Raw genomic sequence first — 25,346 nt, 5'->3', positions numbered from 1 at the left:
TGGGGGTGTGGGGGTGTGGGGGTGCGGGGGGTGCGGGGGGTGCGGCGGCTCAGCGGGACAGAGGGCCGATCCGGTAGATGACCTCGGGGTCGTGCGGGCCGTCCGGGAACAGCTCAGCGCCGAACAGCACCTCGCGGCTGACGGCAGCGTCATGCCGGGCGGCGTACGAGGCGAACAGCCGCTCGGAGGCGGTGTTGCCCGGGGTGATGGTGGTCTCGACGACGGTGACGAGCGGGCGGTCGGCGACGAGTCGCGCGGTGAGCCCGTCGAGCAGGGCGGCGGCGAGCCCGCGCCCGCGGTGCGCGGCGTCCACGGCGACCTGCCAGATCAGCAGGGTGCGCGGGTCCTCGGGCCGTACGTAACCGGTGACGAACCCGACCGGCTCGCCGCTCTCGGTTCGCGCCACCGCCGAGGTGGCGGCGAAGTCCCGGCACCACAGCAGATAGCTGTAGGACGAGTTCAGATCGAGGGTCCCGGATTCCTTGGCAATACGCCAGAGCGCGGCCCCGTCCGCAATGGTCGGGCGGTCGATAAGAAGGTCTGCGGGTGCGGTGGTCATGCGGATTGAACTTACCCAGGGAAATTCAATAACGCATGGAGAGGCGGTGGGGATTCCGTGATGCGGGAGAGGTAGGCGTCGGTTGTGTGCCTATTTGCCCGCCGCAAAAGGTGACAAATCGCATCGCTTGTGCCATGCGTCACGCCGGCGTGGAGTCCTCTCGAAATCCCCGTGAAATCCCCTTGTTTAAGGTAGGGAATCCGGGGCAGGAGAACCTGGAGTTCCCATTGTCGAATTCAGGTTCCGGTGGCCCCGTCGATACGCTCACGAAGAATGTCGGCGTGACCGTTGTGCCGGGCGTACTCCTCGATCATGTGGATCAGCACCCACCGCAGACTCACTTCGATCCCGGCCATCGCCCCGTCGACGATCCGTCCGGTCTCCTCCAGCCCCCGCCCGGCGATCAGCTCACGCCCCCGAGCGATCTCCCGCCGCCAGACGGCCAACGCCTCGTCGAGCCCCCGCCCGGCGTCGAGGGCGTACCCGGTTCTCTCCTCGAAGACCGCAGGCACGTCGAGCCCGGCGAACGCCCGCTGGAACCAGTTCCGTTCGACCTCGGCCATGTGCTGCACCAGCCCGAGCAACGTCAACGCGGACGGCTCGGCGGAGGCCTGCCGCACCTGCTCGTCGTCCAGCCCGGCGCACTTCAGCGCGAGCGTGCTCCGATGGAACTCCAACCAGCTCTCCAGCATGGGAAGTTCGTCACCGGTCAGGAGGGGGACGGGCCGGCCGTCGGGGAGGGTGTGGGATGTGTTCGCGGTCATCGGGGCAGGATGGCACGGGACTGGCGTCGATCACCGGTGGTTGGAGTCGGAGATGCAGATTGCGGGGCTTGTCATCTCGCTCGTCGCCCTGCTCGTGAGCGGCCTCGCCGTTCTCTACGCGACACGGACGGACAAACGGGATGTGTTCCTGAGGCTGCACGAAACGCTCATCTCTCCGGAATTGCAGAGAGGGCGGAAGGTGCTGTTCGACCTCTACCGTCGCCAAGGCGCGGTCGAGGACCTCGGCCCGCTCGACTACGAACTCGCCAACCGGGCCCTGGCGGCCCTGGACGTCGCCGGGTACTACTGCGAGAAGAAATACGTGGACGAGGAGGACTTCCTGGAGCTCTGGGCCCCGTCCCTGGGCCGGTTGAAGCACGCCGCCGCACCGTTCGTCGAGCATCGGGACGGCATGTTTCCGGCAGTCCCCGTCTGGCCGCGCTACAAGCGACTCGCGAACCGGGCGGAGGCGCGGCTCATCGCCTCGGGCGTGGACGCCTCGGTCCTCTCCGATCGAAGCCTTTAGGAGAAGCGAGGGGTCGCGGGCGCGTGTTCAGTGGAGACCTGGTCGTGCCGATGGCACGGTGAGGTCCATGCCGTCGCGCGGTTCGTCGCGAGTGAAGCCGACATCTGCGATGCGCGTGCGAACGCCGCGTCCGGGCCACACCCGACTCAGGTCCGCACGGGTCAGAAGCGCGACGGTGGAGCGGCCTCCGGGCGGTCCCGTGCACCGGCCACCCCGGTCCGGCCCCTACCGCCGGCCCTCCGCCGCCGCGCGCAGTGCCCCCGGCAGGTCCACGTCCAGCCCCTTCTCCGTCAGCGCCGCGCCCAGCGCCGCCAGACATGCCCGGACGACCCCGACGGTCGCGTCGCCCCCGTAGTGGTTGACCCGGATCATCTCCTTGGCGAGGGCGCCTCCGCCCGCGGCCAGCGGCAGGGTGGGATCGTCGGCCAGCGCCCGGGCGACGAGCTCCGAGGCCACCACGCCGGAGGGCGCCCGCAACGTCGTGGCGACCGGCGCCGCGTCCGCCGCGTCGTGGACGTACGGCTCCAGACCGCCCCCCAGCGCCGCCGCGCCCGCACGGGTCGCCGCCGCGGCGGACGCGTGCCGGGCCATCACCGTCTCCAGCCCCTCCGCCTCGATCCGCTCGACGCACGCCTCCAGCGCCAGCATCTCCAACTGCGCCGGCGCGTGCAGCAACGCCTTGCGGCCGCCGTCGACCCAGCGCTCCTTCCAGTCGAGGAGGGAGAGGTACGAGCGGCGCGGGGCCGTCGGGTTCGCGGCCATCCGCGCCCACGCCCGCTCGCTCACCGACACCGCCGACACGCCCGCCGGACCGCCCATCGCCTTCTGCGCCCCGATCACGCACAGGTCCACGCCCCACGCGTCCGGCAGCACCGGCTCCGCGCCGATCGAGGCGACCGCGTCCAGGTAGAACAGCGCGCCCTGCTCCCGCACCGCCTCGCCGATCTCCGCGACGGGGTTGGTGTTGCCGGTCGCCGCCTCCGCGTGCACCAGCGACACGAAGTCGATCTCCGGGTGCTCGGCGAACGCCTCCCGGATCTGCGCGGCCGTGACGGCCGTGTGGAAAGGCACCGCGAGATCGATCACCTTCGCGCCGCAGTCCCGCAGCCAGTCGCCGAAGGTCTGCCCGTACGGACCGGTGATCACGTTCAGTGCCGTCGTGCCCGGACCGGCCGTGCCGCGGATCGCGCCCTCCAGCGGCAACAGCGCCTCGCCCTGCATGATCACGACGTCCTGCCGGGTGTCCAGCAGCCGTGCCACCCGGTCCTCGATCGAGGCGAAGTGGGAGGCGCTCAGCGGGGACAGATCGAGGAAGGGATGTGTCACGGCAATGCTCTCTTTGCTGACGGGGTAGAGGTGACGAGAGTAACCGCCCCCGTACTCCCGCCCCGGACCGATGACTTCGTAGGTCGAACCGCCCCGCAGCCATCGGTTTGGTTTGAGTGCCTCAAACTTCTCCTTATAATCGGAACCCATAGTTCTCTTACAGGAAGGCCCGCCGTGAACCCCCTCTCCGGGCGCCGGACCCGCGTTCTGGCCGCCACCACCGCGACGGCCGGGCTGCTGCTCGTGGCCGCCTGTACCTCAAGCGACGACGGTGGCAGCGGCTCCAAGACCGCCGCCGGCGGGGTCGAGCTCGTCAAGGCGGGCCAGCTCACCACCTGCACCCACCTGCCGTACCCGCCCTTCCAGTCGGAGATCGACGGCAAGGTGCAGGGCTTCGACGTCTCGCTCATCGACCTCGTCGCCGAGGACCTGGGCGTGAAGCAGGTGATCCTCGACACACCGTTCGAGAACTTCAAGACCGGCGCCTTCCTCAACTCGGGCCAGTGCGACGTGGCCGCCGCCGGCATGACCATCACCGAGGAGCGCAAGAAGAACGTCGGCTTCTCCGACCCGTACTTCGAGGCCACCCAGGCCCTGCTGGTCGACAAGAAGGCCGGCCTCACCTCGCTCGCCGACGTGAAGTCCAAGAACGCCGAGATCGGCGCCCAGGCGCAGACCACCGGCGAGGACTACGCCAAGGGCCAGGGCTTCGACCCGGTCTCCTTCGAGTCCTCCGACGCCGTCCTCAACGGACTGCGCTCCGGCCAGGTCAAGGCCGTCGTCATCGACTACCCGGTGGTCCAGGGCTGGCTGAAGGACAAGGCGAACGCGGCCGCGTTCGAGGTCGCCGAGCAGATCAACACCGGTGAGCAGTACGGCTTCACGGTGAAGAAGGGCAATGCCGAGCTCCTCGCCGCGATCGACAAGGCGCTCGCCGGGGCGAAGTCGGACGGCACGTACAAGACGCTGTACGAGAAGTGGATCGGCCCGTACGACGAGTCGGCCGCGTCGCCCGCCGCGTCATGACCTCCACGGACGTACCACTCCAGCCCAGAAGGAAGGGGCTGACGCGACGCCAGAAGCGTCGCCTCTCCCGCGGCGTCCAGTACGTCGTCTTCGTCGCGGCCGTGATCGCCTTCGCGGCCTCGGCCGACTGGGGCAGGCTGAAGAACCAGTTCGCCCAGTGGAGCATCGCCCAGGAGATGTTCCCGGACGTCATCACGCTGGCGCTGAAGAACACCGTGCTCTACACGGTGTCCGGCTTCGCCGTCGGACTGGCGCTCGGCATGGTGATCGCGCTGATGCGGCTGTCCTCCGTCGGCCCGTACCGCTGGCTGGCCGGGATCTACATCGAGATCTTCCGCGGTCTGCCCGCCCTGCTGATCTTCATCTTCATCGGCGTGGCCGTCCCGCTGGCCTTCCCGGGCACTCAGATCGTGGGCGGCACCTACGGCAAGGTCGCCCTCGCCCTCGGTCTGGTGGCCGCCGCCTACATGGCGGAGACGATCCGCGCGGGCATCCAGGCCGTCCCCAAGGGGCAGCTGGAGGCGGCCCGTTCGCTGGGCTTCTCACCGGCCCGGGCGATGATCTCGATCATCATCCCGCAGGCGTTCCGGATCATCCTCCCGCCCCTCACCAACGAACTGGTACTGCTCTTCAAGGACTCCTCGCTCGTCCTCTTCCTGGGCGTGACCCTGGAAGAGCGCGAACTGTCCAAGTACGGCCGCGACCTGGCCAGCACGACGGCCAACTCCACGCCGATCCTGGTCGCCGGCCTCTGCTACCTGCTGGTGACCATCCCGCTCGGCTTCGTCGTGCGCCGCATGGAGGCCAAGGCTCAGGAGGCCACCAGGTGAGCAGCACTGCAGAGATCGAAGTACGCGGACTGCACAAGTCCTTCGGCGCCAACGAGGTGCTGCGCGGCATCGACCTGGAGATCGGCCGGGGCGAGGTCGTGTGCGTGATCGGCCCCTCCGGCTCGGGCAAGTCGACGCTGCTGCGCTGCGTGAACCTCCTCGAAGAGCCCACCGAGGGCCAGGTCTTCGTCGGCGGCGCCGAACTCACCGACCCCGATGTCGACATCGACGCCGTCCGCCGTCGTATCGGCATGGTCTTCCAGCAGTTCAACCTCTTCCCGCACCTCTCCGTGACCGAGAACCTCACGCTGCCGCAGCGCCGGGTGCTCCGGCGCGGCAAGGCGGAGGCGGCGAAGGTGGCCGCCGAGAACCTCGAACGCGTCGGCCTGGCGGAGAAGGCGGACGCCTACCCCGCCTCCCTCTCCGGCGGCCAGCAGCAGCGCGTCGCGATCGCCCGGGCCCTTGCGATGGGCCCCGAGGTGATGCTGTTCGACGAGCCGACGTCGGCGCTCGACCCGGAGCTGGTGGGCGACGTCCTGGCCGTCATGCGCATGCTCGCCAACGAGGGTATGACGATGATGGTCGTCACCCATGAGATGACCTTCGCCCGCGAGGTCGCCGACCGGGTCGTCTTCATGGACGGCGGAGTGATCGTCGAGGACGGCGCCCCCGCCCGGGTCATCGGCGCCCCGAGCCACGAGCGCACCCGCCACTTCCTCTCCCGCCTCCTCGACCCGGCGATGGCCGAGGTGGAGGAAGGGAAAGGCAAGGAGACCTCCGACCAGGTGGGCAAGGGCGAGTAGCCGCTCACTAAGGTGCCGTACATGAGCGTTCACGCGGTGCTGCATGTGAAGGGCCGGGTGCTGGCCGGGCCCGACGACGTCCGCGACGAGCTGTGGGTCGTCGACGGGCGGATCTCCTACGACCGTCCCGTCGGCGCCCGCGACGTCCGGACCGTCGCGGGCTGGGCGCTGCCCGGCCTGGTCGACGCCCACTGCCATGTGGGGCTGGGGCCGCAGGGCCCGGTCGAGGCGGGCGTCGCCGAGAAGCAGGCGCTGACCGACCGCGAGGCGGGCACCCTGCTGATCCGGGACGCCGGCTCGCCCTCGGACACCCGCTGGGTCGACGACCGCGCGGACCTCCCGAAGATCATCAGGGCGGGCCGGCACATCGCCCGCACCCGCCGCTACATCCGCGGCTTCGCGCACGAGATCGAGCCCGACGACCTGGTCGCGTACGTCGCCCGGGAGGCCGGGCGCGGCGACGGCTGGGTCAAGCTGGTCGGCGACTGGATCGACCGCGAGGCCGGCGACCTCACCCCCAGCTGGCCCCGGGAGGCGGCCGCGGCGGCCATCGCCGAGGCCCACCGCCTCGGCGCGCGCGTCACCGCCCACTGCTTCGCCGAGAACTCGCTGCGCGACCTGGTCGAGTCCGGCATCGACTGCATCGAACACGCGACGGGCCTCACGGAGGACCTGATCCCGCTGTTCGTCGAGCGCGGCGTCGCGATCGTCCCCACCCTCGTGAACATCGCGACGTTCCCGCAGCTCGCGGCGGGCGGCGAGGCCAAGTTCCCGAACTGGTCGGCCCATATCCGTCGGCTCCACGAACGCCGCTACGACACCGTCCGCGCCGCCTACGACGCCGGCATCCCGGTCTTCGTCGGCACGGACGCCGGCGGCACGCTGCCGCACGGCCTGGTCGCCGCGGAGGTCGCGGAACTGGTGACCGCGGGCATCCCGCCGCTGGAGGCGCTCTCGGCGACCACCTGGGGCGCACGCGAGTGGCTCGGACGCCCCGGTCTCGACGAGGGCGCCCCGGCGGACCTCGTCGTCTACGAGACGGACCCGCGCGCGGACGTGGGCGTGCTCGCGGCACCCCGCCGGGTGGTCCTCAACGGGCGGGTGGTGGGCTGAGGCCCCATGTCGGTGGGCCGTGTCGGCGGGCTGAGGACTGTGTGACGCGGGGGGTTGTGAAGAACGTACGTGCTGTGAGGTTCGAAGATGCGCACGGAAAACTCACGTTGGAGTGAACTCGCGTCACCCTGCTGACCGGACGAGCCGCGGGCCGCGGACACCGGATGTCCCCCCGGTGTCCGCGCGCCCCGGCCCTCATCCCCGCACGCCCCTCAGGCCCGAGTCAGCGCCAGGGCCTGGTCCAGCGCCTGGAGGAACCGGTTCACCGTCGCCCGGTCCCGGACCGCCAGCCGCAGCCACTCCTCGTCCAGCCCCGGGAAGGTGTCCCCGCGCCGGACCGCGAACCCCAGGTTGCGCAGGTGCCGGCGGACGGCGGCGGCCCGGGGCAGCCGTACGAGGACGAAGGGACCGTCGGCCGGTCCCACGACCCGCACCCCGTCGGTGGCGAACTCCTCCAACCCGGCGACGAGATGCGCCCGGTCGGCGGCGACCCGGTGCGCCGCGTGCGCGGCCTCCGCCAGCGCCCGCGGCGATACGCACGCCTCCGCCGCCGCCAGCGCCGGCGTGGACACCGGCCACAGCGGCTGCGCCCGCTCCAGCTCCTCGATCGTCTCCGGCGCGGCGAGGACGTAGCCGATCCGCAGCCCCGCCAGCCCCCAGGTCTTCGTCAGGCTGCGCAGCACCACCAGACCGGGCACGTCCGTCCGCCCGGCAAGGGCCTCCCGCTCGCCCGGCACCGCGTCCATGAACGCCTCGTCGACCACCAGGGTCCGCCCGACCCGGGCCAGCCGCCGGATCGTCTCCGCCGGGTGGAGGACCGACGTCGGGTTCGTCGGGTTGCCGATGACGACCAGGTCCGCGTCCTCGGGGACGGCCGCCGGGTCGAGCCGGAAGCCGTCCTCCTCCCGCAGCAGCACCCGGTCCACGGTGCGGCCGGCGTCCCGCAGCGCCGCCTCGGGCTCGGTGAACTGAGGGTGCACGACGACCGGCCGACGGACCTTCAGGGCGCGGGCGAGCAGCACGAACGCCTCGGCCGCGCCCGCCGTCAGCAGCACCCGCCGCACGGGGAGCCCGTGCCGCGCCGCCACCGCCGCCCGCGCGGCTCGCCCGTCGGGGTAGGCCGCCAGGGAGCCGAGCGAGCCGGCGATGTGCTCGCGCAGCCACGCCGGGGGCGTGTCCGAGCGGACGTTGACCGCGAGATCGACCAACTCGGCGCCGTCGTCCCGGACTTCCGAGTCCCCGTGGTGCCGCAGGTCGTGTCCGGTGGTGGGCCCGGCAGTGTGCCCGGAGGCGTGGTCAGTGGGCATGGGCGTGCCCGCCGTGATGGTGATGCCCGTGATGGTCGTGGTGGCCGTCGTCGTCCGGGTGGAAGTGCGGCTGCTGCGGCAGGCCCACCTTGTCCTCGAAGCCCGGCAGCGCGATCCGGTACACGCACGAGTCGCAGTTCATCCGCAGATCGCCCTTGACGGCCTCCCGGTACCGCTCCATCACCAGGTCGAGCAGCTCCGGCTCGGGACCGATGACGTCCGCCGACCGCACCTCGACCTCCGGGTGCGCGGCCGCCCACCCCTCGGTCTGCTGCCGCACCCGGTCCGGCAGGATCCCGGTGAACAGGAAGTACGGCAGGACGACGATCCGCCGCGCGCCCAGCTTCACGCACCGGTCCAGCCCGCTCGGCACGTCCGGCGCGGCCAGCGACACGAACGCCGTCTCCACGCCCGCGTATCCGCGCCCCTCCCACAGCAGCCGGGCGGCCTTGTACACCTCGGCGTTGGCGTCCGGGTCCGTCGAGCCGCGCCCGACCAGCAGTACGGTGACGTCCGCCAGATCGTCCGGCGTACGCCCGACGGTGCCCAGCGCCTCCTCCAGCCGCCGCTCCAGCACGTTCAGCAGCGCCGGGTGCGGGCCCAGCGGACGCCCGTAGGTGTAGGAGATCCCGGGGTGCCGCTCCTTCTCGCGGGAGAGGGCGGCCGGGATGTCCCCCTTGGCGTGCCCGGCGGACACCAGCATCAGCGGGACGGCGGCGAACCGCCGTGCACCGCGCTCCACCAGCTCCGTCACCGCGTCGCCCAGCGGCGGCGGGGACAGTTCGATGAAGCCGCCCGCTACGGGCAGTTCGGGGTGGCGGCGCCCGAGCTCCCGTACGAAGTCGCGGAACGCCTCGGCTCCGGCCTCGTCCCGGGTGCCATGGCCGGCGATGAGCAGGGCGGGCGGCGGCGGGGTGGTCACGGTTTCTCCTCGGTGGGAACGGGGTGGTACAGCAGGGCGTTGAGCGCGGCGGCGGCGACCGCCGAGCCGCCCTTCTCGGACACGTTGCTCACGGCGGGCAGCCCGCTCTCGCGCAGCGCGGCCTTGGACTCGACCGCGCCGACGAAGCCGACGGGCAGACCGATGACGAGGGCCGGGGCCGCGTCCAGGGTCAGCAACTCCTCCAGCGCGGTGGGGGCGTTGCCGATCACCCAGAGGGCGCCGGGACCGACCTGCTCGTAGGCGAGCCGGATCGCGTGCGCCGAGCGGGTCAGCCCCGGCCCCGCCACGGCGTCCCGGAGCCGGCAGACGGTCTCCCGCCGGGTGATCCCGGCGCCCACCATCTCGACGTCCACGACCACGGGCGCCCCGGCGTGCAGCGCGGTGTGCGCCTTGGCCAGCTCGCCCTCGTCCAGGACGAGATCGCTCGCGTACTCCAGATCGGCGGCGGAGTGAATGACCCGCTCCACGACCGCCCGGGTCAGCGGCGGGAAGTGCGAGGTGTCCAGGCGGGCGCGCAGCCGCCGATAGGACTCCTCCTCGATCGGATGAACCACACGGTCCACACGGTCCACACGGTCCACACGGTCCACACGGTCAACAGGGCTCACTTGGGCTCCTCCTGCCAGCGGTAGCCGCGCGGGGTCACCATGCGCCCCGCGATGTCCCGGGTCGCCGTGTTGCCCACGGTCACGACGGTCATCATGTCGACCCACGCCGGGTCGAGCTCCGCGAGCGTGGTCAGCCGGCTGGTGCCGTCCGGCCGCGAGGCGTTGCGCACGACGCCCACGGGCGTCGTCGGCTCCCGGTGCTCGGCGAGGATCGACAGCGCCTTGGGGAGCTGCCAGTCGCGGCCCCGGGAACGCGGGTTGTAGAAGGTGACGACGATGTCCGCCTCGGCCGCCGCCCGCACCCGCCGCTCGATGACCTCCCACGGCGTGTGCAGGTCGGACAGGCTGATGGACACATGGTCGTGGCCCAGCGGCGCGCCGAGGATCGCACCGGCCGCGAGCGCGGCCGTCACCCCCGGCACCCCGACCACGTCGATGTCGTCGGAGGCCTCGGCGAGCGCGGGGGAGGCCATCGCGTACACGCCCGCGTCCCCGCTGCCGATCAGCGCGACGGCCTGTCCGCGCCGGGCCTCGGCGACGGCTGTCCGGGCCCGCTCCTCCTCGGCCCCGAGCCCCGACTCCAGGATCCGGGTGCCGGGCCGCAGCAGGTCACGGATCTGGTCCACGTACTGGTCGAGCCCGACGAGCACCGCGGCCCGCTCCAGCTCGGCCTTCGCACGCGGGGTGAGCAGATCCCGCGCGCCGGGCCCGAGTCCGACCACCGCGAGCCGCCCGCGCCCCGGCCGCCGAACGACCGCACAGGTCGCCATCGCCGGCTGCCCGTCGGTCCGCTCCGACTTCCGCTTGGGGACGAGGAGTTCACCGCCGCGGGCGAGCGCGGCGGCCTCGGCGACGGACGGGGTGCCGACGGCGGCGAGCGGCGCGTCGGACGGGTTCGGCACCTCGACGCCCGCCAACTCCTCGGCGGGGTAGGCGACCACGGGCACCCCGAGCCGCGCGGCGGCCTCGACGATGCCGGGCTCGTCGCGCTTGGCGTCCACGGTGGCCAGCTCGGCGACGCTGCGGACGGACAGTCCCGCGTCCCGCAACGCGCCCTCGACCAGCGCGAGCACCTCGTCGACAGGAACGCCCCTGGACGCGCCGACGCCCACGACCAGCGACGGCGGACGCAGCAACACCTCCCGCGCACCGGGCTCGACGGCCCGATCCGTCAGCCGGACGGTGTACTCGCCGCGCTCCGCGAACGGCACCGGCGGCAGCGGCCACGGCACCTCGGCGTCCAGCGCGACCGGCTCCCCGTCCAGCAGGGCCCGGGTCACGCCGGCCACCGCGCCCTCCACCGGAAGGCCGAGGGTGTCCAGGCCGGGGATGCCGACGGCGTCCGTGGCCGTGGTCACCACGGGCTCCGCGCCCAGCAACTCACCTACGGCAACGGCGAGTTCATTGGCGCCGCCCTCGTGCCCGCCGACCAGCGAGACGGCGAACCGCCCGGCCTCGTCGACGCACACCACACCCGGGTCGGAGGCCTTGTCGCGGAGCAGCGGCGCGAGGAGCCGTACGACGGCCCCCGTCGCCAGGAAGCAGACGAGCTGCTCGCACTCCGCGAACGCCCGCCGCACGGCGTCCCCGACGCGGCCGTCGTACACGCGCGTGCGGTCCGGCCATGCCGCGGCCAGCCGGTCGCGTGCCGCCGCCCCCGCCGCGGTAGCGGAAATGAGGCCGATCACTGAGCAACTCCTTCTCGATCAACGGGTGTTGTGCCGACGGGGTTTCTGACCCCCCACAACAGGAACACGGGATTGGTCGCCGCGAGCCGGGTCACGTCGCCCGGCAGCGGCGCGAGCCGCGAGGACTGCGACAGCACGCCGTCGCAGTCGAACCCGGCGTCGGCGAGCGCGCCGCGCACCGCGGGCACCCGGTCCAGCGCGGCCATGGCGACCACGACCGTCCGCCGGGCGCGCCGTGCGCACGCGCCGACGATGTCGGCCAGCTCGCGCCCCCCGCCCCCGACGAACACGGCGTCGGGATCGTCGAGTTCGGCGAGCGCGTCCGGCGCGCTGCCATGGACGACATGCACGTCGACGCCGTGCGCGATCGCGTTGGCCCTGACACGGCCCACCCCGTCCGCCGCCTTCTCGACCGCGCTGACGGCGGCGCCGAGCCGCGCGCACTCCACGGCCACGGACCCCGACCCCGAGCCCACGTCCCACACCAGGTCGCCGGTGCGCGGCCCGAGCCGGGCCAGGGCCAGCGCCCGCACCTCGAACTTGGTGATCATCGAGTCGCGGTGCGCGAAGTCGCCCTCGTCCAGCGCCCACCCGGCCGGCCGGGCACCGCCCCCGGCCCCGGCCAGCGTCCGTGCGGGACCGAGCACGCGCGTCTCGTCCAGGCACAGGACGACACTCACCGTCGTCCCCCAGTCGCGGGCCGCCGCTTCGGCGGGGGAGACCCGCTCGACGCGCTCGCGCTCCGGGTCCCCGAGAGCCGAGGCGACCACGAGCACCCGCCCGGGCGCGCTGCGGGCCAGCGTGGCCCCCAGCTCGGCGGGCCCGGCGCCCGGCCCGGTGAGGACGGCGACCTTGGGATGCGCCCGGCAGACGTTGACGGCCGTCCGCGGATCCCGCCCGTGCGCGCTGACGACGACGGCGTCCTCCCAGGTCAGCCCCAGCCGCGCGAAGGCGGCGGCGACGGAGGAGACCCCGGGCCGCACCTCCAGCCGCGCCGACCCGAACCGCTCGGCCAGCGCCCGCACGATCCCGAAGAACCCGGGATCGCCCGAGGCCAGCACGACGACGGCCCGGTCCTTCGCGTCGTACTCCTCGATCGCGTCGAGGGCGGGCGCGAGCGGCCCGAGGACGATCCGCTCGGCGCCGTCGGGGATCCGGACGGCGTCCAGATGCCGGCGTCCGCCGACGACGAGCTCGGCGCCCTTCACCGCGTCGGAGGGAGTCGCGGCCCCCGTGCCGGTCCCGATGACCGTGATCACGTACTGGCACCCCGTTCGCGCAGCGCCCGGCGGGCCTCCGGGTCGGCCTTGCGGTAGCCGTGGAAATGACCGGGGTGGTAGAGGTGCGAGCGGGTGCCGTGCGCGTCGAGGGCCGGGCCGACCAGGAAGAGGGTGTGCTTCCAGAGCTTGTGCTCCTTGACCGTCTCTTCCAGCGTCTCGATCGTGCACTTCACGATCAGCTCCTCCGGCCAGGTCGCCTGGTAGGCGATGACGACCGGGGTCGCGGTCGGATAGCCGCCCTCCAGCAGCTCCCGCACCAGCTGCCCGCTGCGGGCGGCCGACAGGAAGATCGCCATCGTGGTGCCGTGCTTGGCGAACTCGCGCACCTCCTCGCCGGGCGGCATCGGCGTCTTGCCGCCGCCGAGCCGGGTGAGGACGACGGACTGCGCGACCTCGGGGATCGTCAGTTCCCGCCGGGCGAGCGCGGCGACCGCCGAGAAGGAGGAGACGCCGGGCACGATCTCGGTCTCGACGCCGATCTCCTCGCACCGGTCGAGCTGCTCCTGGGTACCGCCCCACAGGGCGGGGTCGCCGGAGTGGACACGGGCGACCCTGAGCCCCTCCCGCCGGGCCCGCTCGTACACGGCGACGACGTCCTCCAGGGACATGGTCGCCGAGTCGAGGATCTCCGCACCCTCGCGCGCGTGGTCGAGGACCTCCGCCTGGACCAGGCTCGCGGCCCAGATCACGACGTCGGCCTCGGCGATGGCGCGCGCGGCACGGAACGTCAGCAGGTCGGCGGCGCCGGGGCCGGCACCGACGAAGGTCACCTTGCCGGTGGGGGCATCGGCCATGGATTCAGGTCCTCTCTGGCGGATCACAAAGGGTCGCAACGGGTGGTAACGGGTGGTAACGGATGTCAGGGCTGTGGCCGGATGTGCGCGATCGGGGGTTGATCGGATAGCAAGGGCCTATGGCGGTCTTCGTCGCGCTCGGCGCGTTCCTCATGACGCTGGCCGGCGGCTGGACGGCACAACGCGTGACCGACCGCCGCCACCTGGTGCTGGGCCTGGCCGGCGGCCTGATGCTGGGCGTGGTCGGCCTGGACCTGCTGCCGGAGGCCCTGGAGGCGGCCGGCACGGAGGTCTTCGGCGTCCCGGCCGCGCTGCTGCTCTTCGTGGCGGGCTTCCTGCTGGCCCATCTGGTGGAACGCCTGCTGGCGGTCCGACAGGCCGCCCACGGCGCCGAGGAGCACGACGGCCGGACCCCCGAGGTGGGCCTGACGGCGGCCGCGGCGATGGTCGGCCACAGCGCCATGGACGGCGTCGCGATCGGCGCGGCCTTCCAGGTGGGCGGCGGCATGGGCGCCGCGGTGGCGGTCGCGGTCATCGCCCACGACTTCGCCGACGGCTTCAACACCTACACGATCACGAGCCTCTACGGGAACGCCCGCCGCAAGGCCCAGGCCATGCTGGTCGCGGACGCGGCCGCCCCGGTCGTCGGCGCGGCCTCGACGGCCTTCGTCACCGTCCCGGAGCAACTGCTCGGCGGCTATCTGGGCTTCTTCGGCGGCGCGCTGCTGTATCTGGCGGCCGCCGAGATCCTCCCCGAGGCCCACCACGAACACCCCGCCCGCTCGACCGTGCTCTGCACGATCGCGGGCGCGGCCTTCATCTGGCTGGTGGTGGGCCTGGCCGCATGAGCCCCGGGCCCGCACCCTCCCCGGTCTCACAGCTTCCCGCCCCGACCGCCGTCACGCCGCGCGGGCGCGATGAGCGTCGAGAGATAGGGCAACGGCTCCCCGCCCAGCTCGTCGGCCGACCGAATGGACTCCTCGGGCAGCCCGAGCGCCGACCCCCACACGGCGTCCCCCAACCGCCCGGTCTCCCGCAACGCCTCGGCGACCTCGGCGGCCTGCCGCCCGAACTTGTACGCGACGACCGTCCCCGGCCCGGCGAGCGCGTCCTTCAGCACCGCCGACCCCGCGGTCACCGGCACCAGCGTCAACGGCTCGGTGCCCTCGGTCAGCACGGCGCCCGACCGCGCCGCGAGATCCTGCATGGCGGTGATGCCCGGGACGGTCTCGATCACGACCTCGGGCACCGCATCCAGGATGGTCTGCGCGAGATAGGTGAACGTGGAGTACACGTTGGGATCGCCGATGGTGGCGAACGCGACGCGCCCGTGCCGCCGCAGCAACTCGGCGACCCGCTCCCCGGCAGCGTCCCAGGCGGCCTCCCGCCGCGCCCGGTCGGACCGCTCGTTCAGCGCGAACACGACCCGGACGACCTTGTCCTCGGGCACGTAGTGCAGAACGGTGGCCTCGGCCCGCCCCCGCTCACCGCTGTCCATCACGGGCACGACGACGACCTCGGCGGCCCGCAGCGCGTTCACGCCCTTGACGGTCACCAGCTCCGGATCCCCGGGCCCCACCCCGACCCCGACCAGCCTGCTGCTCCTGCCGCTGATGCTGCTCATGACGTCCGGCACCTCTCCACGAACCGACGGGCCACACCGGGCTCGGACGCCCAGTGCGTGTGCAGATAACTCGCGTGCACACCTTGTTGTACGAAGCCTTCGACCCGCCGCTCGGGGGTACGCACCCCCCACGCGGGGGCCGCACCCGCCCCCGGCTCGACGACCGTCCGGTGGAACTCGTGCCCCCGGATCCGCGTCCCGGCCGGCGCCAGCACACTGTCGCTCACGGCGACGGCGTCCCGATAGCCGAGGGTGAGCCGTTCGGTCATCCGCGCGGTGGCGTCCAGCACGCCGCACATCGGCCGACCGTCCAGCTCCCGGCACAGATACAGCAGGCCGGCGCATTCGGCGGCCACGGGAGCACCGGACTGCGCGAGGGCGGCGACGGACCCCCGCAAGGGCTCGTTGGCGGACAGCTCGGCGGCGTACACCTCGGGGAACCCGCCCCCGACGACGAGCCCGGCGGTGCCCTCCGGGAGGGACTCGTCGCGCAGCGGATCGAAGGTGACGACCTCGGCGCCGGCGGCGGTCAGGAGTTCCGTGTGCTCGGCATAGGAGAAGGTGAACGCCTCCCCGCCGGCGACGGCCACCACCTCACGCCGTGCCGTCTCGGTGAACGGCGGTTCCCACGCCGCACCGGACAACACACCCGCACTCCGCGCCAGCCCCAGCAAACCGTCCAGATCGCACCCGGCCGACACCTGTGCCGCCATCGCCCCGACGGAGTCGACCGCGTCGCCGCGCCTTTCGGCCACAGGCACCAACCCCAGATGCCGCGAAGGCGTATCCACCTGAGCCACCCGCCGCAGCACCCCGAACACCGGCACCCCGGCCGACTCCAACGCCTCCCGCAGCAACTCCTCGTGCCGATCGGACGCGACCTTGTTCAGGATCACGCCCCCGACCCGCACCTGCGGATCCCAGGACGCGAAGCCGTGCACCAGCGCCGCCACCGACCGCGACTGCGAGGAGGCGTCGACCACGAGCACGACCGGCGCCCGCAGCAGCTTCGCGACATGCGCGGTGGACGCGAGTTCCCCCTCGCCCGCAGCCCCGTCGAACATCCCCATCACACCCTCGACGACGGCGATGTCACACCCCCGAGCGCCATGCAGGAACAACGGCCCGACCGACTCCGGCCCGCACAGATACGCGTCGAGGTTCCGCCCCACCCGCCCGGTCGCGAGCGCGTGATACCCGGGGTCGATGTAGTCCGGCCCGACCTTGTGCGGGGACACGGCGAGCCCCCGCGCGGCGAACGCGGCCATCAACCCCGTGGCAACGGTGGTCTTGCCGCTGCCCGACGAGGGCGCGGCAATGACCAACCGAGGGACGGAAGACATCACCACTCGATGCCCCTCTGCCCCTTCTGCCCGGCGTCCATCGGATGCTTGACCTTGGACATGTCGGTGACGAGATCCGCGAACCCGACGAGCTTCTCGGGCGCGTTCCGCCCGGTGATCACGACATGCTGATTCCCGGGCCGCTCCCGCAACACGTCCACGACCTCGTCGGTGTCCACCCACCCCCAGTGCATCGGGTAGGCGAACTCGTCGAGCACGTACAGCTTGTACGTCTCGGCGGCGAGATCCCGCTTGACCTGCTCCCAGCCCTCGCGGGCCTTCTCCTCGTTGTCCATCTGGGAGTCCCGCTGAACCCAGGACCACCCCTCGCCCATCTTGTGCCAGTCGACGGACCCGCCCTCCCCGGACGCCCCCAGCACCCGCAGCGCGTTCTCCTCGCCGACCTTCCACTTCGCCGACTTGACGAACTGGAACACCCCGATCGGCCATCCCTGGTTCCAGGCACGCAACGCCAGCCCGAAGGCCGCGGTCGACTTGCCCTTCCCGATCCCGGTGTGCACGACCACCAACGGCCGGTTACGTCGCTGACGCGTGGTCAGTCCGTCGTCCGGCACCACGCTCGGCTGTCCCTGCGGCACTATGCGGCCCTCCTGGAAGTCGAAGTCCCCTGCACGTTCCTGACCAGCCCGGCGATGGAGTCCGCCCGCAGCTCGTCGAGCGTCACCGCCGTGCCCCCCAACTCACCCGCGAGCTGCCCCGCGAGCCCCAGGCGCACGGGCCCGGACTCGCAGTCGACGACCACGGAGGCGACCCCCTCGGCGGCGAACAGCCGTGCCGCCCGCCCGGCCAGCGCGACCGGCTCCGGTCCACCGGTGGCCCGCCCGTCCGTCACCACGACCACGAGCGCCCGCCGCGCGGGATCCCGCAGCCGCTCCACGCGCAGCACGTCGTGCGCCTTCAGCAGTCCCGCCGCGAGCGGCGTACGCCCCCCGGTCGGCAGCGACTCCAGCCGGACGGCGGCGGCGTCGACGGACGAGGTCGGCGGCAACGCGACATCGGCCGCCGCCCCCCGGAACGTCACGAGCCCCACCTTGTCCCGCCGCTGATACGCGTCGAGCAGCAACGACAGCACGGCCCCCTTCACCGCGCTCATCCGCTGCCGGGCGGCCATCGACCCGGACGCGTCCACGACGAACAGGACGAGGTTCCCCTCCCGCCCCTCCCGGGTCGCCTGCCGCAGATCGTCCCGGCGTACGACGAGCCCCCGCCCGGACCGCCCCCGCGCCCGCTGATGCGGGGCGGCGGCCAGCACGGTCGCCGCCAGGTGCAGCTTGGTCAGAGCACCCCGGGGCCGTCGGGCGCCGGTCGTCCGCCCGTGCTCGGTCCGTGCCCGGGACCGCCGCCCGGCGGCGCCCTCGCCGAGGCCGGGCACGCTCAGCACCTTCGTACGGAACGGCTCCGACGCGCGCGCGGCGGACTGCTCCCCGGCACCGGAGGAGGCCTGCGGCTCGCCGTCCTCCCCGGCCTCGGGCCGCGCGGCGGTGTCACCGCCCTGCGGACCGTCGTCCGGGGCCGGCTGCCCACCCCCGCCGTCGGGCCCGTCCGGGTCGGGATGCTCGCCGCCCTCGCCGTCGTCCGAACCGCTGAACTCCTCCAGCGTCTCGTCGAGCTTGCTCTCGTCAAGTCCCGGCGCGTCAAAGGGATTCCGTCGCCTGCGGTGCGGCAGCGCCAGCAGCGCGGCCTGCCGGACGTCCTCCGCGAGCACGTCCGTCCGCCCGGCCCAGGCCGCCAGCGCCGTGGCCGTCCGCGCCATCACGATGTCGGCCCGCATGCCGTCGACCTCGAACGCCGCGCAGGTCGCCGCGATCTGCCGCAGCGCCCCGTCACCCAGCCGTACCGACGGCAACAACTTCCGCGCCGCCACGATCCGTTCGCGTACGGCGCTCTCCTCGTCCGCCCATCGCTCGGCGAAACCGGCCGGATCGTCGTCGTACGCGAGCCTGCGCCGGACGACCTCCACCCGCTGGTCGGGTTCCCGAGAGGCGGCGACCTCCACGGTCAGGCCGAACCGGTCGAGCAACTGGGGCCGCAGCTCGCCCTCTTCGGGGTTCATCGTCCCCACGAGCAGGAAGCGCGCGGCATGCCGTACGGAGACGCCCTCGCGTTCGACGTACGACGCCCCCATCGCCGCCGCGTCCAGGAGCAGGTCGACCAGGTGGTCGTGGAGGAGGTTGACCTCGTCGACGTACAGGATCCCGCGGTGCGCCTGCGCCAAGAGGCCCGGTTCGAATGTCTTCACGCCCTCGGCCAGGGCACGCTCGATGTCGAGTGATCCGACGAGCCGGTCCTCCGAGGCGCCCACGGGCAGCTCGACCATCCGCGCGGGCCGCGTCTCGAACGCGTGCTCGTGCGGCCCGTCCGGGCACCCCGGGTCGGGGGAGGCGGGATCGCAGGAGAACCGGCAGCCGGCGACGACCTCCAGCGCAGGCAGCAGCACCGAGAGGGCCCGCACCGCGGTGCTCTTGGCGGTGCCCTTCTCGCCGCGGACCAGGACCCCGCCGATCGCCGGCGACACCGCGTTCAGCAGCAGCGCGAGCCGCAGATCGTCCTGGCCGACAACGGCCGTGAAAGGAAAGGGGGTTGTCACTGGTCGCCCTCCAAGTCGCCTTCCAGCTCCAGGTAGGTCGCCCGCAGCCGCTCGATGGTGTCGGCGTCCGGCTCGGCCCACAGCCCGCGGTCGGCGGCTTCCAGGAGGCGCTCCGTGATCCCGCGCAGCGCCCACGGGTTGGACTTCTTCATGAAGTCCCGGTTCTCCGCGTCGAAGACGTACTCCGCGCTGAGCTTCTCGTACATCCAGTCGTCCACGACCCCGGCCGTGGCGTCGTAGCCGAAGAGGTAGTCGACGGTCGCCGCCATCTCGAAGGCGCCCTTGTAGCCGTGCCGACGCATGGCCGCCATCCAGCGCGGGTTGACCACGCGGGCGCGGAACACCCGGTGGGTCTCCTCGCCCAGCGTCCGGGTCTTCACCTGGTCCGGAGTCGCCGAGTCGCCGACGTACGCCTCGGGGCTGGCCCCCGTCAGATGCCGCACCATCGCGACCATGCCGCCGTGGTACTGGAAGTAGTCGTCGGCGTCGACGAGGTCGTGCTCGCGTGTGTCCACGTTCTTCGCCGCGACCGCGATCCGCCTGAACGCCGTCTCCATGTCGCCGCGCGCCGCCCGCCCGTCGAGCCCGCGCCCGTAGGCGTAGCCGCCCCAGACGGCGTACACCTCGGCGAGGTCCGCGTCGGAGCGCCAGTTGCGGGCGTCGATCAGCGGCAGCAGTCCCGCCCCGTAGGCCCCCGGCTTCGAGCCGAAGACCCGGGCCGTCGCGCGCCGTCGGTCGCCGTGCTCGGCGGTGTCCTCTTCCACGTGCGCGCGCACGAAGTTGGACTCGGCGGGCTCGGCCAGCTCCGCCACCGCGCGCACCGCGTCGTCGATCAGCCCGACCACGTGCGGGAACGCGTCCCGGAAGAAGCCGGAGATCCGTACGGTCACGTCGATGCGCGGCCGGCCGAGCTCCGCCAGGGGCACGATCTCGAACCCGGTGACCCGCCGCGAGGCGTCGTCCCACACCGGACGGCAGCCCAGCAGCGCCAGGATCTCGGCGATGTCGTCGCCCTGCGTGCGCATCGCGGACGTGCCCCACACCGTCAGGCCGACGGACTTCGGATAGTCACCCGTGTCCTGCAGATACCGCTGTACGAGCGAGTCCGCAAGGGCCTGCCCGACCTCCCAACTCAGCCTGGACGGAATGGCCTTGGGGTCGACGGAGTAGAAGTTGCGCCCGGTCGGCAGGACGTTGACCAGCCCGCGCGTCGGGGAGCCCGACGGGCCGGCGGGAACGTACCCGCCGTCGAGGGCCTTCAGGATGTGCCCGATCTCGTCGGTCGTCTTCTCCAGCCGCGGCACGACCTCGGTGCACGCGAACTCCAACACCGCGACGGCTTCCGGGAGTTCGAAGCCCAGTACCTCCCGCACCAGGCCACGGCTCTCGGCGACCGCCCAGCCCCGCTCCTCCATGCCCTCGGCGACCCGCCGGCACAGCTGCTCGAGCAGGTCGATCGCGTCGGCGGCGGATCGCGACGGCCCCTCGACGAGCTCGGACAGCTCGACGGGCACCTTCACCGGCGCCCCCGGCTCGGCGAGCAACTCCTTCTCGCTGAGCCCGAAACGGGCCGCGAAGGAAGCCCTGAGCCCCGGCAGCGCGTTCGCCTGCCCGCCCCACACCTGCGAGGCCCGCAGCACGGCGAGCACCAGGTTCACCCGCGCCTCGCCGACCGGACCGCCGCCGAGGATGTGCAGGCCGTCCCGGATCTGGACGTCCTTGATCTCGCACAGATAGCCGTCGATGTGCATGACGAACTCGTCGAAGGCGTCGTCGTCCGGCTGGTCGTCCACATGCAGGTCGTGGTGCAGCTCCGCCGCCTTGACCAGCGTCCAGATCTGCGCGCGCACGGCCGGCGCCTTCGTCGGGTCCAGATCGGACACGAGCGCGTACTCGTCGAGCAGCTGCTCCAGCTTGGCCAGATCGCCGTAGGTGTCGGCGCGCGCCATCGGCGGGACGAGATGGTCGACGACGGTGGCGTGCCCGCGCCGCTTGGCCTGGGTGCCCTCACCGGGGTCGTTGACGATGAACGGGTAGACGAGCGGCAGCTCCCCGAGCACGGCGTCCGGCCCGCACCCCTTGGACAGCCCCAGCCCCTTGCCCGGCAGCCACTCCATCGTGCCGTGCTTGCCCATGTGCACGATCGCGTCGGCGCCGAAGCCGCCTTGAGATGTTGCAGCGTCCAGCCACCGGTAGGCCGCCATGTAGTGGTGCGACGGCGGCATGTCGGGGTCGTGGTAGATCGCGATCGGGTTCTCGCCGAAGCCGCGCGGCGGCTGGATCATCACCACGACGTTCCTGAACTGCAGGGAGGCCAGCACGATGTCGTCCCCGTCGACGTACAGGCTGCCCGGCGGCTCGCCCCAGGCGTCCAGCATGCCTTGGCGCAACCCGGGGTCCAGCTTGTCGAACCACGCCTGATAGTCGGCGAGCGGGACCCTCGCCGGAGCGGCGGCCAACTGCTCCTCGGTGAGCCATTCGACGTCGTGGCCGCCGGCGTTGATGAGCCGGTGGATCAACTCGTCCCCGTTGTCGGGGTATTCGGTGAGCGAGTAACCGGCGGCCTTGAGCGCGTCCAGCACCCGGACCGCCGAGGCGGGCGTGTCGAGACCGACCGCGTTGCCCACCCGGGAGTGCTTGGTCGGATAGGCGGTGAAGACGAGCGCGAGCTTCTTGTCGCCGTTCGCCTTGTGCCTCAACTGCGCGTGCCGTACGGCGATCCCGGCGACGCGTCCGGCCCGCTCGGGGTCGGCGACGTAGACCGGGACGTCGTCCGGGCCCTGCTCCTTGAAGGAGAAGGGGACCGTGATCAGCCGTCCGTCGAACTCGGGGATCGCCACCTGCATCGCGGCGTCCATGGGGGAGAGGGCCGCGTCGGACTCCTCCCAGGCGGCGTGCGAGGAGGTCAGGCAGAGGCCTTGCAGCACCGGCACGTCGAGGTCGGCGAGCGCCCCGATGTCCCAGGCCTCCTCGTCCCCGCCCGCCGAGGCCTGCGAGGCATGGGTGCCGCCGGCGGCGAGGACGGTGGCCACGAGGGCGTCGGCCCGGCCGAGCAGCTCGTACAGTGCGGCGTCCGCCCCGCGCAGCGAACCGCAGTACACGGCAAGGGCGTTGGCCCCCCGCGCCTCGATCGCGTCGCACAGCGTGTCCACGAAGGCGGTGTTGCCGCTCAGCTGGTGGGCCCGGTAGAAGAGGACGCCGACGGTCGGCCGGCCCTCGACGAAGTCCCGCTCCCCGTGCACCCCGAACTCGGGCATCTTCTGCGGCTCGAGGAACCCCTCGCCGGTCAGCAGCACGGTGTCGGAGAGGAACCGCGCCAGCTCGGTCAGGTTGGCGGGCCCGCCCTCGACGAGATACCGCAGCGCCTCCGCCACCACCCCGGCCGGCGCCGACGACTCGGCCATCAGTTCGGCGTCCGGCACAGCCTCGCCGCCCAGCAGCACGGTCGGGATGCCGGACGCCTTCAGCGCGGCGAGCCCGTCCTCCCAGGCCCGCTTCCCGCCGAGCAGCCGTACGACGGCGAGGTCGGCGCCGTCGAGGAGCGCGGGCAACTCCTCGGCGACGTCGACGCGGGTCGGGTTGCCGATCCGGTAGTCGGCGCCGGCAGCGGCCCGGGCCGCCAACAGATCGGTGTCGGCGGTGGACAACAACAACACTGTGCTCATGCGGGCGCTCCCGGTGGAATGAAAGGCAGTCCTTGCGGCGCGCCCGACTCGATGAGCCGCCAGAGCGCGTCGGTGTCCGCGTGCTGTTCGATCAGGTCGCCGAGCCGGTCGAGCTGCTCCTCGCGCAGCCCGGCGAAGGAGGTGTCGGCGGCGGGCACGAACCGGCGGCCCGCGGCAGCCGCCACCTCGCGCAGAAACGCCCGCCGGAACCCGTCCGACTCCAGCGAGCCGTGCCAGTGCGTGCCCCAGGTCTCCCCGACCCGGCACCCGTCGAGGAAGGGAATCCCTCCGTGGACCTCGGCGACCCCGTGATGGATCTCGTACCCCTCGACCGGCTCGCCGAGGGCTTCCCCCACCGGCCGGGTGAGGGTCTTCTCCCGGGCGAACCGCACGCGGACGGGCAGCACTCCGAGCCCCTCGACGTGCCCGCGCCGGCTCTCGACCTCGTCCTCGATGTGCTCGCCGAGGATCTGGAAGCCACCGCAGATCCCGAGCACGGGCCGCCGCTCGGCGGCCCGCCGCTTCAGGGCCTCGGCCAGCCCGCGCTCCCGCAGCCACTCCAGCGCGCGGACGGTCCCCCGGGTCCCGGGGACGACGACGAGATCGGCGTCGGCGAGCTCCTCCGGCCGGTCCACGAACCGCACGACGACACCAGGCTCGGCGGCGAGCGCGTCCACGTCGGTGAAGTTGGACATGAGCGGTACCGCGCACACGGCGACCCGCAGCACGTCGTCCCCCACGGGCAAGGCGGTGTTCGACTCGCGCACGGTGCCGCGCAGCGACACGCTCCCCCACTCTCGGCTTCGCCCGAGCGGGGGGACCCCCATTCCGTCCTCCTCGTCGATCCCGAGCCCGTGCCGGAACGGCAGCACGCCGTAGGTCCGCCGCCCGGTGAGCCCGAGCAGCATGTCGAGCCCCGGCTCCAGCAGGGAGACGTCGCCGCGGAACTTGTTGACGAGGAACCCGGCGACGAGCTGCTGGTCCTCGGGGGAGAGGAGCGCGACGGTCCCGAAGAAGGACGCGAAGACCCCACCGCGATCGATGTCACCGACGACGAGGACGGGAAGCCCGGCATTGCGGGCGATCCCCATGTTGACGATGTCGGTCCGCCGGAGATTGATCTCGGCGGGAGAGCCGGCCCCCTCACAGATCACCGCGTCATACGTGCCCCGCAACTCGGCGAGACAGTCGAGAACGGTTCCCAGGAGTCTCTGCTGCCGCCCCCCGTGATACCCACGGGCGCTGAGCTCCCCGACGGGCTTCCCGAGCAGCACGACCTGACTGCTCTGCTCGCCGCCCGGCTTCAGCAGCACGGGGTTCATGAGCGCGGTCGGCTCGACCCGGCAGGCCTGCGCCTGCATGGCCTGAGCCCGCCCGATCTCGGCGCCTTCCTTCGTCACGAACGAATTCAGGGACATGTTCTGGGCCTTGAAGGGCGCGACCTTCACCCCCTGCCGCACCAGCCACCGGCAGATCCCGGCCGTGACGACACTCTTGCCGGCATCGGAGGTCGTGCCGGCGACAAGAAGCCCGCCGCCCGTCATGAGGTACGCCCCTTCGCTCTCGCGTTCACTGCCGCGGCGACGGCGCGCGCGGCGACGGTCACGCCGAGCGCGAGCAGACCGACCCGGCGGGACAGCCGCGCGGCACGTTCGATGTCCTCGGCGCCGACGGCCCGCCCGGCCGCCCCGTTGAGCACGGGCCGGTGCTCGACCCGGCCGCCGTACGACAGGGTCCCGCCCAGCCGCACCCCGAGCGCCCCGGCGAACGACGCCTCGACGGGCCCCGCGTTGGGACTGGGGTGCTTGCGCGCATCCGCCCGCCAGGCCCGAACGGCGGCGCGCGGATCGTCCCCGGCCACGGCGGCGAGCACGGCGGTCAGCCGGGCCCCCGGCCACCCGGCGAGGTCGTCGAGCCGAGCCGAGGCCCACCCGAAGCGCAGATGGCGCGGCGACCGGTGCCCGACCATGGCATCGAGGGTGTTGACGGCCCGGAAGCCGACCAGCCCGGGCACGCCGCCGACGGCCCCCCACACCAGCGCCCCGACGACGGCGTCGGAGGTGTTCTCGGCAACGGACTCCACGACAGCCCGGGCGATCCCGTCCGCATCCAGCGCCTGCGGATCCCGCCCGCACAGATGCGGCAGCCGCTCCCGAGCGGCCTCGACGTCCCCCGCTTCGAGGGCCCGCCCGATGCCCCGCGCCTCGCGCACGAGCGAGGAGCCCCCGACGACGGCCCAGGTGGCGGCGGAGGTGAGGACCACGGAGACGGCGGGGGAGCGACGTACGCAGGTGTCGGCGACAGCCCCCAGCGCGACGGCGCTCCCGGCGCACACGAGGGTGTGCAGGGCGCCCCACCCCCGATGGTCCCGCCACAACACCCGCTCCACCGCACCCGCGGCCCGCCCGAACGCGGCGACCGGATGCCCCCGGCGGGGATCGCCGAGCAGCAGATCACCGAGGAGGCCGGCGGCGGCGCCGTACGCGAAGACGCGATCGGCACGCACGGGCTCAGCCGGCCGTGGGGTCGGGCAGCGACC

22 protein-coding genes are annotated in these 25,346 nt (G+C 72.7%); 6 read left to right on the top strand and 16 right to left on the bottom strand.

Annotated elements, in window-relative coordinates; translation table 11 throughout:
- Positions 1–49: 49 nt before the first annotated feature.
- Together ectA and AB0J04_RS17920 are read right to left on the bottom strand one after the other, a co-directional pair.
- Positions 50–559 (bottom strand): diaminobutyrate acetyltransferase, encoded by a 510-nt coding sequence (ectA, locus tag AB0J04_RS17925; protein ID WP_363169413.1) that lies wholly within the window; start codon positions 557–559, stop codon positions 50–52.
- A 236-nt stretch (positions 560–795) separates the two neighbouring features.
- Positions 796–1,323 (bottom strand): DinB family protein, encoded by a 528-nt coding sequence (locus tag AB0J04_RS17920; protein ID WP_363169412.1) that lies wholly within the window; start codon positions 1,321–1,323, stop codon positions 796–798.
- A gap of 52 nt (positions 1,324–1,375) precedes the next feature.
- Between AB0J04_RS17920 and AB0J04_RS17915 the strand changes: the two genes are divergently transcribed.
- Positions 1,376–1,849, top strand: coding sequence for a hypothetical protein (locus AB0J04_RS17915; RefSeq protein ID WP_363169411.1), 474 nt, complete (start codon positions 1,376–1,378; stop codon positions 1,847–1,849).
- Positions 1,850–2,074: 225 nt separating this feature from the next.
- Here AB0J04_RS17915 and AB0J04_RS17910 read toward each other — a convergent pair whose 3' ends face one another.
- Entirely contained in the window at positions 2,075–3,175 is a 1,101-nt protein-coding gene (locus tag AB0J04_RS17910) for an aminotransferase class V-fold PLP-dependent enzyme (RefSeq protein WP_363169410.1), read from the bottom strand.
- Positions 3,176–3,349: 174 nt separating this feature from the next.
- Between AB0J04_RS17910 and AB0J04_RS17905 the strand changes: the two genes are divergently transcribed.
- The 4 genes from AB0J04_RS17905 to AB0J04_RS17890 are packed head-to-tail and all read left to right on the top strand — an operon-like array spanning position 3,350 to position 6,947.
- Complete coding sequence (locus AB0J04_RS17905; protein ID WP_363169409.1) at positions 3,350–4,201, top strand: transporter substrate-binding domain-containing protein; 852 nt, start codon at positions 3,350–3,352, stop codon at positions 4,199–4,201.
- On the top strand, positions 4,198–5,031 hold the full coding sequence (locus AB0J04_RS17900) for an amino acid ABC transporter permease (RefSeq protein WP_363169408.1): 834 nt from the start codon (positions 4,198–4,200) through the stop codon (positions 5,029–5,031). Before AB0J04_RS17905 ends, AB0J04_RS17900 begins: the two co-directional genes overlap by 4 nt.
- The gene (locus AB0J04_RS17895) at positions 5,028–5,834 is read left to right on the top strand and encodes an amino acid ABC transporter ATP-binding protein (RefSeq protein ID WP_363169407.1); all 807 of its coding nucleotides are present in this window, start codon (positions 5,028–5,030) and stop codon (positions 5,832–5,834) included. Before AB0J04_RS17900 ends, AB0J04_RS17895 begins: the two co-directional genes overlap by 4 nt.
- A gap of 21 nt (positions 5,835–5,855) precedes the next feature.
- Positions 5,856–6,947, top strand: coding sequence for an amidohydrolase family protein (locus tag AB0J04_RS17890; RefSeq protein WP_363169405.1), 1,092 nt, complete (start codon positions 5,856–5,858; stop codon positions 6,945–6,947).
- A 212-nt stretch (positions 6,948–7,159) separates the two neighbouring features.
- Here the strand turns inward: AB0J04_RS17890 and cobC are convergent, their stop codons facing one another.
- From cobC to cobM, 6 genes are read right to left on the bottom strand one after another with little or no spacing between them, the layout of a single operon-like run.
- Positions 7,160–8,254 (bottom strand): Rv2231c family pyridoxal phosphate-dependent protein CobC, encoded by a 1,095-nt coding sequence (cobC, locus tag AB0J04_RS17885; RefSeq protein WP_363169404.1) that lies wholly within the window; start codon positions 8,252–8,254, stop codon positions 7,160–7,162.
- Positions 8,244–9,176: a sirohydrochlorin chelatase gene (locus AB0J04_RS17880; protein WP_363169403.1), complete on the bottom strand. Its 933-nt coding sequence runs from the start codon at positions 9,174–9,176 to the stop codon at positions 8,244–8,246. Before AB0J04_RS17880 ends, cobC begins: the two co-directional genes overlap by 11 nt.
- Positions 9,173–9,760 carry a precorrin-8X methylmutase gene (locus tag AB0J04_RS17875; RefSeq protein ID WP_363169450.1) on the bottom strand — a complete coding sequence of 196 codons (588 nt, stop codon included), beginning with the start codon at positions 9,758–9,760 and terminating at the stop codon, positions 9,173–9,175. The genes AB0J04_RS17880 and AB0J04_RS17875 overlap by 4 nt, the downstream gene beginning before the upstream one ends.
- Positions 9,761–9,801: 41 nt before the next feature.
- On the bottom strand, positions 9,802–11,493 hold the full coding sequence (cobJ, locus tag AB0J04_RS17870; protein WP_363169402.1) for a precorrin-3B C(17)-methyltransferase: 1,692 nt from the start codon (positions 11,491–11,493) through the stop codon (positions 9,802–9,804).
- Positions 11,490–12,752, bottom strand: coding sequence for a precorrin-6y C5,15-methyltransferase (decarboxylating) subunit CbiE (gene cbiE / locus AB0J04_RS17865; RefSeq protein WP_363169401.1), 1,263 nt, complete (start codon positions 12,750–12,752; stop codon positions 11,490–11,492). The genes cobJ and cbiE overlap by 4 nt, the downstream gene beginning before the upstream one ends.
- Positions 12,749–13,567, bottom strand: a complete 819-nt coding sequence (gene cobM, locus AB0J04_RS17860; protein ID WP_363169400.1) for a precorrin-4 C(11)-methyltransferase — start codon at positions 13,565–13,567, stop codon at positions 12,749–12,751. Before cobM ends, cbiE begins: the two co-directional genes overlap by 4 nt.
- Positions 13,568–13,686: 119 nt before the next feature.
- Between cobM and AB0J04_RS17855 the strand changes: the two genes are divergently transcribed.
- Positions 13,687–14,415, top strand: coding sequence for a ZIP family metal transporter (locus AB0J04_RS17855; RefSeq protein WP_363169399.1), 729 nt, complete (start codon positions 13,687–13,689; stop codon positions 14,413–14,415).
- A gap of 26 nt (positions 14,416–14,441) precedes the next feature.
- On the opposite strand, the gene cobI is transcribed toward AB0J04_RS17855, so the two are convergent.
- The 7 genes from cobI to AB0J04_RS17820 are packed head-to-tail and all read right to left on the bottom strand — an operon-like array spanning position 14,442 to position 25,313.
- On the bottom strand, positions 14,442–15,191 hold the full coding sequence (gene cobI, locus AB0J04_RS17850; protein ID WP_363169398.1) for a precorrin-2 C(20)-methyltransferase: 750 nt from the start codon (positions 15,189–15,191) through the stop codon (positions 14,442–14,444).
- Positions 15,188–16,534 (bottom strand): cobyrinate a,c-diamide synthase, encoded by a 1,347-nt coding sequence (locus tag AB0J04_RS17845; protein WP_363169397.1) that lies wholly within the window; start codon positions 16,532–16,534, stop codon positions 15,188–15,190. The genes cobI and AB0J04_RS17845 overlap by 4 nt, the downstream gene beginning before the upstream one ends.
- The gene (gene cobO, locus AB0J04_RS17840; RefSeq protein ID WP_363169396.1) at positions 16,534–17,133 is read right to left on the bottom strand and encodes a cob(I)yrinic acid a,c-diamide adenosyltransferase; all 600 of its coding nucleotides are present in this window, start codon (positions 17,131–17,133) and stop codon (positions 16,534–16,536) included. Before cobO ends, AB0J04_RS17845 begins: the two co-directional genes overlap by 1 nt.
- Positions 17,133–19,142 carry a putative cobaltochelatase gene (locus tag AB0J04_RS17835; protein ID WP_363169395.1) on the bottom strand — a complete coding sequence of 670 codons (2,010 nt, stop codon included), beginning with the start codon at positions 19,140–19,142 and terminating at the stop codon, positions 17,133–17,135. Before AB0J04_RS17835 ends, cobO begins: the two co-directional genes overlap by 1 nt.
- Positions 19,139–22,807 carry a cobaltochelatase subunit CobN gene (gene cobN, locus AB0J04_RS17830; RefSeq protein WP_363169394.1) on the bottom strand — a complete coding sequence of 1,223 codons (3,669 nt, stop codon included), beginning with the start codon at positions 22,805–22,807 and terminating at the stop codon, positions 19,139–19,141. Before cobN ends, AB0J04_RS17835 begins: the two co-directional genes overlap by 4 nt.
- Positions 22,804–24,351, bottom strand: a complete 1,548-nt coding sequence (locus AB0J04_RS17825) for a cobyric acid synthase (protein ID WP_363169393.1) — start codon at positions 24,349–24,351, stop codon at positions 22,804–22,806. Before AB0J04_RS17825 ends, cobN begins: the two co-directional genes overlap by 4 nt.
- On the bottom strand, positions 24,348–25,313 hold the full coding sequence (locus AB0J04_RS17820) for a cobalamin biosynthesis protein (RefSeq protein WP_363169392.1): 966 nt from the start codon (positions 25,311–25,313) through the stop codon (positions 24,348–24,350). The genes AB0J04_RS17825 and AB0J04_RS17820 overlap by 4 nt, the downstream gene beginning before the upstream one ends.
- Positions 25,314–25,346 lie beyond the last annotated feature (33 nt).

This window comes from Streptomyces sp. NPDC050263 (assembly GCF_040655955.1).
GTDB lineage: Bacteria > Actinomycetota > Actinomycetes > Streptomycetales > Streptomycetaceae > Streptomyces.
This window is presented reverse-complemented; position numbering and strand designations above follow the sequence as displayed.